This window comes from Arthrobacter sp. SLBN-53, from assembly GCF_006715585.1.
Classification (GTDB): Bacteria; Actinomycetota; Actinomycetes; order Mycobacteriales; family Mycobacteriaceae; genus Mycobacterium; species Mycobacterium neoaurum_A.
This window is the reverse complement of record NZ_VFNN01000001.1, coordinates 951,744-965,462: the sequence shown is the minus strand read 5'-3', so window position 1 is coordinate 965,462 and position 13,719 is coordinate 951,744. Positions and strand designations below refer to the sequence as shown.

General features: G+C 61.0%; 10 protein-coding genes and 2 pseudogenes. 4 read left to right on the top strand and 8 right to left on the bottom strand.

What is annotated here, in order from left to right:
• Positions 1 to 127: 127 nt before the first annotated feature.
• Positions 128 to 328 (bottom strand): annotated as a pseudogene (locus FBY28_RS26355) (hypothetical protein); the annotation flags it as partial.
• A 159-nt stretch (positions 329 to 487) separates the two neighbouring features.
• Complete coding sequence (locus FBY28_RS04630; RefSeq protein WP_141864661.1) at positions 488 to 1,618, bottom strand: LPO_1073/Vpar_1526 family protein; 1,131 nt, start codon at positions 1,616 to 1,618, stop codon at positions 488 to 490.
• Between the two features lie 710 nt (positions 1,619 to 2,328).
• Between FBY28_RS04630 and FBY28_RS26470 the strand changes: the two are divergent.
• Positions 2,329 to 2,451: pseudogene (locus tag FBY28_RS26470) on the top strand (hypothetical protein); the annotation flags it as partial.
• 123 nt (positions 2,452 to 2,574) lie between these two features.
• Positions 2,575 to 3,237: a hypothetical protein gene (locus FBY28_RS04625; protein ID WP_141864659.1), complete on the top strand. Its 663-nt coding sequence runs from the start codon at positions 2,575 to 2,577 to the stop codon at positions 3,235 to 3,237.
• 191 nt (positions 3,238 to 3,428) lie between these two features.
• Here the strand turns inward: FBY28_RS04625 and FBY28_RS04620 are convergent, their stop codons facing one another.
• The 4 genes from FBY28_RS04620 to FBY28_RS04605 all read right to left on the bottom strand — a co-directional run bounded on the left by FBY28_RS04620 (position 3,429) and on the right by FBY28_RS04605 (position 6,438).
• On the bottom strand, positions 3,429 to 4,166 hold the full coding sequence (locus tag FBY28_RS04620) for a hypothetical protein (protein WP_141864657.1): 738 nt from the start codon (positions 4,164 to 4,166) through the stop codon (positions 3,429 to 3,431).
• A gap of 37 nt (positions 4,167 to 4,203) precedes the next feature.
• On the bottom strand, positions 4,204 to 5,118 hold the full coding sequence (locus tag FBY28_RS04615; RefSeq protein ID WP_141864656.1) for a hypothetical protein: 915 nt from the start codon (positions 5,116 to 5,118) through the stop codon (positions 4,204 to 4,206).
• 271 nt (positions 5,119 to 5,389) lie between these two features.
• A complete protein-coding gene (locus FBY28_RS04610) occupies positions 5,390 to 5,617 on the bottom strand; it encodes a helix-turn-helix transcriptional regulator (RefSeq protein ID WP_286177745.1) in 228 nt (75 codons plus the stop codon).
• A 413-nt stretch (positions 5,618 to 6,030) separates the two neighbouring features.
• Complete coding sequence (locus tag FBY28_RS04605; RefSeq protein WP_141864654.1) at positions 6,031 to 6,438, bottom strand: pyridoxamine 5'-phosphate oxidase family protein; 408 nt, start codon at positions 6,436 to 6,438, stop codon at positions 6,031 to 6,033.
• 298 nt (positions 6,439 to 6,736) lie between these two features.
• Between FBY28_RS04605 and FBY28_RS04600 the strand changes: the two genes are divergently transcribed.
• Together FBY28_RS04600 and FBY28_RS04595 are read left to right on the top strand one after the other, a co-directional pair.
• Entirely contained in the window at positions 6,737 to 7,153 is a 417-nt protein-coding gene (locus FBY28_RS04600; RefSeq protein WP_019514653.1) for an MmpS family transport accessory protein, read from the top strand.
• On the top strand, positions 7,150 to 10,017 hold the full coding sequence (locus FBY28_RS04595) for an MMPL/RND family transporter (RefSeq protein ID WP_141864650.1): 2,868 nt from the start codon (positions 7,150 to 7,152) through the stop codon (positions 10,015 to 10,017). Before FBY28_RS04600 ends, FBY28_RS04595 begins: the two co-directional genes overlap by 4 nt.
• On the opposite strand, the gene FBY28_RS04590 is transcribed toward FBY28_RS04595, so the two are convergent.
• Entirely contained in the window at positions 10,007 to 10,438 is a 432-nt protein-coding gene (locus tag FBY28_RS04590; RefSeq protein WP_141864647.1) for a hypothetical protein, read from the bottom strand. The genes FBY28_RS04595 and FBY28_RS04590 overlap by 11 nt on opposite strands.
• A gap of 83 nt (positions 10,439 to 10,521) precedes the next feature.
• Positions 10,522 to 13,671 carry a bifunctional cytochrome P450/NADPH--P450 reductase gene (locus tag FBY28_RS04585; protein ID WP_141864645.1) on the bottom strand — a complete coding sequence of 1,050 codons (3,150 nt, stop codon included), beginning with the start codon at positions 13,669 to 13,671 and terminating at the stop codon, positions 10,522 to 10,524.
• Positions 13,672 to 13,719 lie beyond the last annotated feature (48 nt).

Genomic DNA, 13,719 nt, shown 5'->3' with positions numbered 1-13,719 from the left:
TAGAACGCTGCCAGCAAACTCCGACAATTGCTCATAATCCCTTGGTCGCGGGTTCGAGCCCCGCCCGCCCCACTCAACAGCCCCACTTCAGAGGTTGATTTTCAAACCCGACCTCTCGATCCAAGGATTATTCATCGTTTACGACGCCCTGGAGAAGGGCCGCGACTTCGGGATGGATCCGACCTCGAACCATGTACCGGTCTTGGGTCATGGATACTTTGGAGTGCCCGAGCTGGGCGGCGCCGACGCGCGCAGACAGACCGCCCTCATCGATGAGCGTGGCCAATGTCTTGCGGAATGAGTGGCTGGTGACCTCCGGCACGCCGAGTTCATCGCGTACGTGACGCGCCCAGTTCGCCTAAGCTGGGTTGTTACGGCGCGGTTGGCATTCCCCGCCGTGTCTTTCGAGCTTCATGGGCACGCGGGCCCCGCTAGCGTTGAGCCGACCGACTGACGACCAGAACGTGCTGCCGATGCGGAATGGGCGTTAGTCTTCGAAAAGGGTGTCAATGTGAGCAGCTATTTCTGGAGATCGACTGGCCATCTCGTAGCGCGCAAGCATATATCCAACTGGCGATGGCTGAAAGTTAAGAGCGCTAGTCTTCTGCAGTAGTTCGAAAAAGCTCCAGAGGTCCGGCTGTTCGTCGCGGATCTTAACGGTGAAACTATCTTCGGGAAGCGTGCGGCTCATAATAAAGTCCCTCATCTTCCGCTCAAGGGGACTTAAATTAAGAACGATCTTTTCCACGTTACTGAGTAGCCGACTTGATACCTCCCATTTAAGCCTCAACGGCACCTGCTCTCGTGCCGATGGGGTCGGCTTATCTGGCACTTCTTCAACTAATTCCAACGCGTATTCAAGGCGTCTATCTTCGTATTCAACGCGCCTATTCTTGGTTCTCTTGTCTAGGAATTGGTGGTAGGTAGCAGGGAAAACGTGCTCTAGATCGCTTAGTGTGAACGGCTGGTGCATCGCACCTCGGTGGGCGTCGTAGATTATGCTGGCGATAGATCTGCTGGTTGCGGGCATGTAGATTCCAGCGCCGGTGGCTCCCATATAGCTATAGTCGATCGGATCTGTTGGAATATCGTTAAAGTACGGTGCAAAATCTTCGTTGAGTCGGGCTAGTAATCCAGCGACATTTGCAGAGAATCGATAGGGCATCTTCGTGGTTCTAAAAATCACCGAAAGTGCGTTAAGATGTCGAGATGTCAGCCTAGGGGCGCACTCTATTGACTCGCGTAAGATAATTTCTCGACGAGAACGGATATCATTGTAGGCCAAGTCGGTGAGTAGACCGGTCAATATTTCGCAAAGCTGGCTGTCTCCGCTCTCCGCGAAGCTTTTCTCTGCCGATGAGAGTGCTGCAAGGAAACGGGGATCTTTGAATCTTTCTAGTAGTCGATCGTCCTTTGCTCGCATTTTTTGAACTACGCTGTCGAGAACTAATTGCATTCTCTGATCGATCAATTTCTCGGCAACGGGCCACGATTCCATCAGCACCGCTTTTGCAGCGGCTCTTCCGATTTCTAGGACTTCGCCAACCGAAATTTGCGTACCGATGTTGACGACGCCGCTATCGGTATATATTTGGGTTGCCTCGTCCCCAGCGGTCATGTCGGGCACAGTTTAAATAGACTTTCCTGTGTCGATGTTAAAAGTGCTGTCGCCATGACTAATAATTTGACTTGAATGTGGACCGGCGGACATGGTCGGTGCCTGTAGTGAATCATGTCGCGCTCGAAATTTGTGGATTAATCGGGACGGGGTGTTGTTTTCTTGCTTCCTAGGGAACAAAGCAATTAGGGCCAAAATAGCCACAGCAGCGATTCCCATAGTCGTCCATCGCGTCAACTGGCTGGCGACTTGTTGCCACGCGAGGTAGATCGTCACAGCGGCAAGGAGTCCATTCCCGATCCATGCCGCTCGTTCGTAGCCCATAACTGACCTCCCTACCTGGTGAGATAGAGACTACGGCGCGACCGGCCCGGAGGGGCACACTGGTGTCGCGACGTGTTTCCGCGCCATCACAGTCAAGCGGCGACCTGAAGAGTGCTGGCGGGTGCAAGCAAATGATGCGCCAAGGCGCTGAGCTGGGCATCCCTGGTGCCGATGACAATATCGAACCCGCGTATTCACGTTAGGAAGCGCGTTCGACGTCCATACGAATGCGCGATCGATGCTGATCCGTGGCCGTCGCTAGCATACGTTTGCACTGCTTCAACCAATAGGGCGGTGCAACCCTGGTTTGGAGCTAACGCGGGCGCTTCACAGGGTAATTAAGGCACCTATCGACTGCCTCCGCAGTCGGGGGGCGCCACAACGGCGAGGAGTATGACTCGAAGGCGGTTTTCGCCGCTGCTCATCCCCGACTTCCAGGTGCAGAGCCGCTGCGTTCGCTGTCAGGGGGGCGGGCACACTGCCAGGGGTTCGACGGCCCACTCTCCTAATGGGGTCCGCACCAGGTCTCCTTGCTCGGGCACGCGGCGAGCGTAGGTAGACCGGACGACACGTAATGTCCGCTGTGTGCGCCCGCACGTGCTCTAGCTAGATACTGCTAGTACGTTTTGTCCGTGGCGGAAGACTATCCGAGGGCCAAGCTTATTATTTCTGTGCTGGCGGTCATTGCTACTTCGGTGGGTGTAGCTGGAACGTGGTACGGGCTCACAAAGGATGACGCGGAGAGCAGTGCCAGCACTGGAGTGGTGCCACCCGATGCGGCTGACGAAGAGGTATCTGAAGAACCTGACACCGCTGAGTCGTTGGCTAGTCTTCCCAACTTCGCGACTCAAGTTCGGCAGTCTCTTGCGGAACCGACCAGGTATAAGGACGAGGTCCGCGTGATTGGGACTGGAGAGGTGTTTGTCCGCCTCCACTACAAGAATCCGGGTCCCGACACATCCAATGTTACGTTGCGGATGCCAATTCCGCCCGAACTCGTTGTCGATTTGAGCAAGGTTCGCATCCTCAACGGCAGCAATCTGAACGGAGCGGTGATCGCCAACGTCGCGCCCACCGAAACCGGATTTGAAGTCAACATCGGCAGGTATTCACCCGGATCGAATGCATTCGTGGTATTTGAAGCAAATCTGAAGAACAACGACGAGCTTAGTTGCGGTGATAACACCTTAGTGTTGAGAAGTTCATACTCTGACTCCGAGCAGAATCGGGTGGACAAGTCGAATGAAGCTAAGGTTGTCTACTCAGGGTGGCCCTGCGTTAAGCCGACATCCTGAATAATTGCAGCCCATGCACTTTGCTCCGCGGAGGTCGCTAGGCGGAATCATTGACAGGAATGATTCATGATGGACGTCTACGCGCACCTCCACCGGGAATGCGCAGCCGACGACATGGACGCGTTGGGAGCGATGGCCGGTAGCGACGCGAAGTACCGGAGAGGGCCAAGGTGATCCAGCTGCGAGGATGACTAGTCGCGAATTAGATCCGGGTGCGGTCCATAGAAGCCGTGGCTTGCCAGCCTAGGCTGCAGGTTCCAGTCGCAGATTGCGATCGTATTTACCGTAATCCGCGATAGATCGCTGGTCGTCGCTCGCTCATGCTCAGTCTTGTGCTTCTCCCAGTCCACCTCGTGCGCTCCTGCGAACTCCCCAGCGCCATATGGATGAAAGGCCAACCAAATGAATTTACCGCCAGCCGCAGTACAGCCATAGTCGTAGTACCGGTAAAAAGTGGAGAAGCGCGGGTAGGTCTCCAGTACATCGATGGCGCTTTCGTCGGGTCGCGCGTCAGTGAACACGCTGGACCCCAGAGTCACGGGGACTATCCCACGCGTAATCTTCCCGGTGTCGTAGGACAGCTTCTCGTCGGTAATGGTGATCGAATAGGCCGCGACAGCATCCTGAAGTATGTGCAGGGAAACCCACGCGCCGGGTAATCGATAGATTCGCTCTTCGCGATCGTCCCCGCCGTCTCTCCATCGGTTGAGTAGGTGGGGCGACCCCAGCACGGCTTCAATTGTCTCCAAGGGCCGACCGAGTCCGATCTGGTCGAGTTTCGCGGCCTGTTGCTTCTGGATTTGCGAGGGTCTGCGTTGCCAACGTCGTCGTAGAGGCTTGACGCTGTAGCCCGCCGCGACGATCAGACCGCCTAGCACGGCGAAGCCTGAATCGGCGATGGTCAGCTCATCCTTCAGCCACTCCAACATTGCTGCATAAACCTCTGCTCGACTGATGGGCGGGTGGCTAGTCTCCGGCGTTCTTCACGCCGATCGCTGAGCGTATGACTTCGGAGAAGCCGAAGTATAGGTGAATTAAACCAAGCATCGACTGCTTGAAGTTGTTGTGCTGAACGGCTTCTAGTTCAGGATCCTCGGCCAATTTGTCGTACTCTTCGCTGTGCTTGCCGAAGTGGATTAGCTCGCCATAGTTGAAGAAATTGATTAGCTCTGCCGGATTTACGTCGTCGTACATCGCCATTTCATCGATTTGGTCTGGCGTGTATCCGTCCTTCTCCAGGACCATTCGGCACACAATGTTCTGGAGTGGTCGGTTCATCAGCTTTGCCCGCGCTTTCTTCCACTGCTCGAGTACTGCGATACGTGATGCGGTCTGGTCATCGACTGACGCACGGACGTGCTTGTTCAAGAGGTTGAGCACCGAGGGAAAATCCGGCTCGCCTAGTGATGAGTGATGAAGTTGGCGGAAACGGGTGGCGAATCCCACAGTCTGCTCGTCGTCAGTCTCGTTCACCTCCATATCCCAGTTGCCGTGCTTACCCGTCAGCGTGAGTCCGCCCTTATGCGCCACAACCGTGTACGCGGCGGTCTTCTCGCAGACCTCGATAAAGCGTTTGAGTCTTCGCACATCCTGGGCAGGCAGGTTCCCGTCAATCGGTGGAAACTTTGACGGGTCCGGCAGGTCGAACGCGTATGCCAGGAGCTGCCATTGGTAGTCGAACGTCGACGGGTCCGTTCCGAGCTGGGCGAGTGGCGGCGAGAAGTTCAGCTGCACGGGCAGGACCGAATCCTGGTGCGTGATGAATGTTGCTTCCAAGGTTCCGCTGGGTTTCGTCTTCGTCCGAGAGTCGACATCAGACGTACGTTGGCGAAGCGGGTCCATCTGACGGATCTCCCGCGGACGCTTCTTCTTCCTGCTCATTCGGCCGCACCTTGTCGTTTAAGAAGTTCAACCGAGCATATTGGCGGGATCTGACATTTGACGAGCGCGACGCGAGTAACAACTCCGCGATCTGGCAGGTGACCGGGTACAAACCGGGTACATACCGGGTTGGTGACGCTACCCAGCAAACAAAAAACCGCTCTCATCATGCGGTTATTTGGGGCGGGCGACGGGAATTGAACCCGCGTAGTTATTTTGGAATGTTATAGATCCGGCTGTGTCGTGGACGATGAGATATTCGACCGGCGACCTATCCCGTAGAACCTCCCGTAGGCGCAACTTCGTGCAGCCAGGTCTCAAAGTCGGCACGCCGGTACATGATTCGTCTGCCGAGTTTCACCGATTGTGGGCCGCGTGAACCGGTGTGTCTCCAGTAGCGCAATGTGCCCACAGGTAGCCGTGTGATCGCGGATACCTCGATAAGAGTGAGGAAGTCGCTGCCCGGCTTGTGCCGCCCGTCGTGGCTTATGGGCCTCACCGCGTGTCGCGCGTCGGCTGGGCGGTGACGGCTTCGGCAATCGCCAGCAGAGCATACGCACTGGCGACCTTCCAAGGTGCGGTGTGAGCTGTATTGATGCGGCAAGCTGCATCCGTTGCCTTAGCGAACCAGTCTGGTCGATAGTCCAACATGGTTCCACACCTTTCATCGTTATAGTCAGTCATCGTCTATTCATCGTGTATGTCTGTAATGACGCCTGTGGTAGCGAGATCTCCAGTGATCGCAGGAGCGGCGTTTGGTTCCAGTCCTTCTGCAGCGCAGTGATTTTTGAGAACCGGCGTGATATCAGGAGATCGGGTGAGCTTTGCTGATTTCCAAATCCCTTGGTCTCGGGTTCGAGCCCCGCCCGCCCCACTTCAGACGTGTATTACCTCGATTGAGTGATCCCTGCGTCAGTGCTGAAGTGGGTGCCCACCAGACCAACCGAACCAGCGGTCGATCTCGACGTGGACCGTCACCAGTGGTCGGTCTCTGGCGGGATAATCCCTGCCGAGGAAGTGCCGGGACAGCCGACCGATGTCCGTGAGTCCGTCGTCGGGCTTGATGGACACGACGCGTCCTTGGACAGAGACATGGGTGCCGAAATCGTCGGCCGCGAGAACGGTCAGCGATACGTGGCCGTTGTTCTTGAGGTGCCTGAGGCGGGCCCGGTCGTCGTTCATGCAAAGCAGGAGCAGTCCGTCATCCTCGATGAGGTACCAGGTCGCTACCGATACCGGGCGACCGTCCGAGGTGACCGTCGCCATGACGGCGGGGTTCGGCCTGCGGAGAAATGTGAGGGTGGTTTCCGGCAACGGCATCGTGGACACGGTCTCAACAGCAGCACTCGACACGCCGATTATTCCGGACTGTGCTTCGGTGCCCAGTTTCTCCATGTGCGCTGACTCGGAACGGGATCGCAGCAGATCCTGTGGATCGTCTGCTAACTCCCTGTGAGCGAAGCCTTTTCGGGCGCGGCGATATCTGTTGTGGACTCCGATCCCATACCGTAGTGTCAACTAAGTTTATTAGCGTTCCTAACGGGATTGCCGCTGCCGGCATCGGTCGACGCTGATGAAAGGGTAACGGATGCAACGGGTTTCCTTCGGGAGCCATTTGATGCGGCGGTGGACGCTCGTCACGGCGGTCGTGGTCATCGCGATCGCCGGATTCGCCGTCTACCGCCTACACGGTGTCTTCGCATCGCAGGATGTCGTCTCCACGCCCAACGGTGCGGCGGACCAGATCGTCCCGTTCAATCCCAAGCATGTGGTGCTGGAGGTATACGGCCCGCCCGGGGCGGCGGCGACCATCACCTACCTCGACGTCGACGCCCAGCCGCAGCGCGCCGATAACGTCGGCCTGCCCTGGGCCTACGACGCGACGACCACCCAACCCGCCGTCTTCGTCAACATCACCGCGCAGGGCACCGGCGACTGGATCGGCTGCCGGATCACCATCGACGACGCCGTCAAGGACGAGCGCACCACCGACAACGTCAACGCCTTCACCTATTGCTTGGACAAGTCCGGATGAGCAGCAATCGCATTCCTGATTTCATCCGCCGGTACTCGGTGCTCATCGCGCTGTTCTGGCTGGCACTGGCGGTCGTCACCAACGTCTTCGTCCCACAGCTGGAGACCGTCGCCGAACAACACAACGTCTCGCTGAGCCCGCAGGACGCACCCTCCCTGCAGGCCAGCAAGCAGATCGGCAAGGTCTTCCAAGAGTTCGACTCCGACAGCTCGGCGATGATCGTCCTGGAAGGTGATCAACCGCTGGGCGCCGAGGCGCACCACTACTACGACAACCTCGTTGCCAAGCTCTCGGCCGACACCACGCACGTCCAGCACATCGACAACTTCTGGGGTGACCCGCTGACCGCGGCCGGCTCCCAGAGCTCCGACGGTAAAGCGGCGCTGGTCCAGCTCTACCTGGCCGGCAACCAGGGGGAGTCGCTGGCCAACGAATCCGTCGACGCGGTGCGCGATATCGTCGCCGACAGCCCGCCGCCCGAGGGCCTGCGGGTGTACGTCACCGGCGCGGCGCCCCTGGTCACCGATCAATTCGAGGTCGGCCGGCATGGCACGCTGAAGACCACCATCATCACGCTCCTGGTCATCGCGGTCATGCTGTTCTGGCTCTATCGTCGCCTCACGACGGTGTTCCTGGTGATCTTCACGGTGATGATCGAACTGACCGCCTCGCGCGGCGTGGTCGCCGTGCTCGCCAACGCCGGGATCATCGAGCTGTCGACCTATTCGACCAACCTGCTCACGCTGTTGGTGATCGCCGCCGGCACCGACTACGCGATCTTCCTGCTCGGCCGATTTCACGAGGCGCGCTACGCCGGCCAGGATCGTGTCAACGCGTTCAACACCATGTACCACGGCACCGCACACATCATCCTGGGCTCGGGCCTGACGATCGCCGGAGCCGTGCTGTGTCTGACCTTCACCCGGCTGCCGTACTTCCAGAGCCTGGGCGTCCCGGCCGGCACCGGCGTGCTCGTCGCGGTCATCGCCGCGTTGACCCTGGCGCCCGCACTTATCTCCATCGGCCGGCATTTCGGGCTTTTCGAACCGGCCCGCCCCATGCAAACCCGCGGTTGGCGACGGATCGGCACGGCGATCGTCCGATGGCCTGGGCCGATCCTGGCGGCCACCATCGCCATCGCGCTCATCGGTCTGCTCGCCCTCCCGCAGTACAAGACGAGCTACGACGCCAAGCCCTACCTGCCGGCGAGCGCTCCCGCCAACGTCGGCTACACGGCGGCGGCGCAACACTTCTCGCAGGCCAGGCTCAATCCCGAACTGCTGATGATCGAAACCGACCACGATCTGCGCAATCCCACCGACATGATCCTGCTGGAACGGGTGGCCAAGGCGGTCTTCCACACCGACGGCATCGCCCAAGTCCAATCGATCACCCGTCCGCTGGGCACGCCGCTGGACCACACATCGATCCCGTTCCAGATCAGCGCGAGCAGCGCATCACAGATCAACAACCTGCCCTTCCAACAGGCCCGCGGCCAAGACCTGCTCAAACAGGTTGACGTGATCAACAATTCGATCGACATCCTGCGCCAGCAGTATGCGCTGCAACAGCAGTCCAGCGCCGTCACCGACGCCCAGTCCAAAGCCTTCGAGCAGACCGTCCAGACCGCCGAGGACCTACGCGACAAGATCGCCAACTTCGACGATCAGTTCCGGCCGCTGCGCAACTACTTCTACTGGGAACCACACTGTTTCGACATCCCGATGTGTGCCGCCATCCGGTCGCTGTTCGATGCGCTGGACGGTGTCGACGCCCTCACCGACCAGCTGAACAACGTCTCGGGCAGTATCGCCCAGCTCGACGCGCTACAACCCAAGCTGTTGGCCCTCATCCCGCCGCAGATCCAGAGCCAGGAAACCAACCGCGACCTGACGATGACCAATTACGCCACCACCTCGGGGCTGAACGACCAGGCGGCAGCAGCCCTGGAGAACGCCACCGCGCTGGGCAAGGCGTATGACGCATCCAAGACCGACGACTCGTTCTACCTGCCGCCGGAAGCCTTCACCAACCCCGAATTCGTCCGCGGCATGAAGCTGTTCATGTCACCGGACGGCAAAGCGGCCCGCATGATCATCACCCACGACGGCGATCCCGCCACCCCGGAAGGGATCTCGCATATCGACGCGATCCGGCACGCCGCGCAGGAGGCCGTCAAGGGCACCCCGCTGGCCGGTTCGAAGATCTACCTGGCCGGTACCGCCGCCACGTACAAGGACATTCAGGACGGCGCCAAGTACGACCTGATGATCGCGGCGATCGCCGCACTCTGCCTGATCCTGCTGGTGATGGTGTTCATCACCAGGAGCATCGTCGCCGCGCTGGTCATCGTCGGCACCGTGGCGCTGTCGCTGGGCGCGTCGTTCGGTCTCTCGGTGCTGATCTGGCAGGACATCCTGGGCACCGAGTTGTTCTGGATCGTGTTGGCGCTGGCCATCATCCTGTTGCTCGCGGTCGGCTCGGACTACAACCTGCTGCTGATATCGCGGTTCAAGGAGGAGATCGACGCCGGCTTGAACACCGGCATCATCCGCGCCATGGGCGGGTCGGGGGCGGTGGTGACGGCCGCCGGTCTGGTGTTCGCGGCGACCATGGCGTCCTTCGTGTTCGCCGATCTGAAGATCCTCGGACAGATCGGCACGACGATCGCACTGGGATTGTTGTTCGACACGCTGATCGTGCGGTCGTTCATGACGCCCGCCATCGCCGCGCTGCTCGGCAGGTGGTTCTGGTGGCCGTTGCGGGTACGGCAGCGACCGGCCAGCGCGACCGTGCGGCCGCGCGCGACGAACCAGCAGTTGCCGTTGTGGGAGGACGGCGACCCGGTGGTGTCTAGGACGTGACGGTGATGCCGTCGAGCTTGCCCCCCATGCGCGCGACGCGGCGCAACTGGGCCGCCATGTTCATCGACGTGAGCATGGGGATACCGCCGATGAAGGTGCGGAACGACGGGTTGCCACCGTGCACATGCAGCTCGTACAGGCAGCCGACGACATAGAAGAGGCCCATGCAGAACAGCGTGGCCGGGATGGCCAGCGCCAGGGGAGAGCGCGCGTCGGCGACCAGTTCGCGGGCGTAGTCGTACTCGTCCTGGGTGATCGGCTCGCGCTTGCGCACCTTAGCCAACACCGCCTTGTGCGCACCGACCTGTTCACCCATCGGGTGCGGCGTCCGGTTCTCCAGGCGGGTGATGTAGACGAAGACGCAGGTGGCGAAGACCGCCGCCATGATGCCGTCGAGGATTGTCAGCTCGCCCCAGATCATCGGTAGCCCCTCCTGCAGTCCGAGGTGTAGAAGGTTACCTTAGCTAACTGTGTGATCGCTGCGAGTGTGGTCACCCGGTCCGATCACCCAGCCCACACATCCTCGACGTAATGGTCGGAGGCCACCATGGCCTCCAGCCACTCGCGCGCCCGGTCGTCATCGGCACCGGTGCGGGCCCGGTAGATATCCCGAAACGCCTCGCGCACAGCCGGTGCCATCTTCGCCCCGTCGCCGCAGACGAACACATGGGTGTTCTTGGCGGGATCACCGATGAGGGCCCAGACATCGTCGGCATCGGCGGCGATCCGGTCCTGCACATAACGCACCCCGGCCTGGGGCGCCCGTGAGAACGCCGGCCGCATCGCGACGATGCCCTGCCGTTCGGCATCCTCGAACAGATCGCGGAAGATGTAGTCGACGTCGGGATCCCGCACGCCGAAGAAGCACAGCGCCGGTGCGAAGGGGGCGCCACTCTGCTTGGCCGCCAGCCGATCCCCGAGAAAACCGCAGAACGGTGCCACCCCGGTCCCCGCGCTCACCAGGATGACGTTCTTCTCCGGGTCGGCCCCCGCGCGGAACGCCTGCCGGGCCGGGTCGACGCGAGCACGCACACAAGCGCCGGGGGCGATATCGGCCAGATGGTTGGACGCCACGCCCTTGAAGAGTCCGCGACCGGATCGTGCCGGGGCATCCAGCACGCTGACGATCAATGCCACCTCCTTCGGCGACAGCCGCGACGATGATGCGATGGAGTAGTGGCGCGGGGTCATGGGCTCCAGCATCTCGAGCAGCTCGGCACCGGTCAGCGCACAAGCGGGGAACTCCTGCAAACACTCGATGGGGCTGAGCGGGCACGGCTCGTCGGACTCGGCCAGCTCGTTAAGGCGCTCCTGTTCGGGGCGGCATGGGTTGGCGGCGGCCAGTTTTCGCAGTTGACTGCGGGTGGCGGGCTTACGCAACTCGACGAAGTGGGTGAGCAGTTCACGGACGCTGACTTCGCGGTCGAGTGCGATCAGTCGTCGCGACGTGCGGCGCGGGTTGATCGACAACCGTAGCTGCGGGTCGATGCCCAGCAGGTTCACCGCTGCCTCCACCGCCTCGGGGGGATTATCGGCCAGGACGGTCAGATGATCGCCGGTAGAGTAGTCGACGTCGTCGGGAAGTGTCACTCGGACATATCGTTTCCCTTGGCCCAGCGAGTTGTCATTACCGACCAGTTCGTCGTTGAGGACCACGGTCATCGGGGTCACCGCAAAACGGGCGTCGATCGCGGCGGTGATCGGTCCGGTGATGAGCGTCAGGTCGTACAACGGTTCGTCGCTGTCGGTCAGTGGCGCGGCATCCGGATCGCCGAACAGCTCGGACATCGCCGACCAGAGTGCCGATGTGAACTCCTCCAGCGCACCGGTCATGTCACCCGAGGTGTCGGCGGCGCCGCGGGGCACCAGCGCCTGGGCGCCGAGCGCGGTCAGCCTGTCGTCGATCGCGATCGGCACCGCCTGATAGGTCTCGGCCCAGTTGTGATCCCCGACGCCGAGGACGGCGAAGCGGGTGTCGGCAGACATCGCCGCGTGGTCGCCGAACAGCCACGTGGTGAATTGCTTGGCGTCGTCGGTGGGTTGCCCGTTGTAGGAGGACGCGACGATGAGGATCACATCGGCGTCGGGCAGCCCGTGTGCCGCATCATCGAGCGGTCCGACCGTTGTGGTGCAACCGATGTCGGCCGCCTCCTCGGCAAGTTGGGTGGCCAGTGCCCGACACGTGCCGAGGTTCGACCCGTGCAGTACCGCCAGGGTGGTGCCGGCCCGAACCGGTGAGGAAGCCGACGTGCCGTCCGATACCGTCGGTGCCGCAACCACCGACGCGGTCGGGGTGCGCTCCGTGGCGGTGCGCCGCACCAGATCGACCTCGAAACCGATCGGTCGTCGACTCAGCGAGCTTTCCCATTGCAGGACATAGTGTTGCGAGTCCACCAGGCGATACCGGTGCACCAACCGCGCGATCAGCATGGTCGCTTCGTGGAGCGCGAACTGCCGCCCGATACAGGACCGTTCTCCGGTGCCGAACGGTTTGAACAACGCAGGCGGTCGTCCCGCTGTCCGGTCCGGATCGAACCGGTCGGGGTCGAACAGTTCGACGTTGTCACCCCACTGCGGCTGCCGATGCAGCGCACCGACCAGCACGGTGACCGCCTCGCCGGCTTTGATCGGGTACTTCCCACCGATGACGGTGTCCGCCAGAGCCATCCGATCGAAGGTCAGCACGGGTGGGGACAGCCGCAGCGTCTCGCTGATGACCTGGCGTAGATAGCCGAGCTTGCCGATATCGTCGTAGCTGGGTAGGTAGTCGTCGTCGGCACCGAACACCGCATCGACCTCGCGGCGCACGCGGGCCAGCACCGCCGGATGGTGGATCAGGTTGTAGACGGTATTGGGCATGAGCTCGGACGTGGTGAGTTGTCCCGCGATCAGGAACGTCATGATCTGATTGCGAATGTTGGCCGGGTCGAGCGCGGAGCTGCCATCCTGGCCCAACATGACGTAGAGCAGATCCGCACCGGTTCCGGCGGCGCGATGCCCGGCGATCAGCTCGTCGAAGTAGTTGTGCAGAACCGTCCGTCCTGCGATGAATTCTGCTGTCTCGCCGTGGGTTACCGCCTCGGTCAACGAGGACATGAAGCACTGCGGGATCGGCGCCAGCCCGTCGTGGTCGAATGACGCGAACCGGGCGCCGAAACCGGCCAGTGCCACGGTGTCCATCGCCAGCTTTTGCAGATCGTCGGAGACGTTCACCCGGCTCTGACCCACACGCGCGTCCCACCGGCTGATCAGCTCGGCATTGATATCCAGCATCGCCTCGTGGTAATTGCGCAATCCGGCATAGCTGAACCCCGGTAGCAGGACGTCGTGTGCCTTCTGCCAGTTCGGTTCCCCGTGATATGCCGTGAACAGGCCGTCGCCGGCCAGGGGCCGCACGCGGTCGAGGGTTTGGGTGATGTTCTTGGCGAATCTCGCCTCGTCGCAGAGCTCGTCGACAAGGTCCATCGAGCAGACGTAGAGCTTGCGGAAGCCGTTGAAGTCGGCGTAGAAGATCGGCCCGTAACGCTCACCGAGCAGGTCGATCGGCAGCGCATATGGACGGCCGGCCAGCTCCGGCCCGGTGGGCAACGCACGCCCCTCGGCGGAAACGATGTCATCGAGCGTCGGGGGCAGCGACGGCGCGAACTCGGTCATGCACGCAGCGTAAGACGTTCACCTGACCTTGCCGTCAATAATCGACAA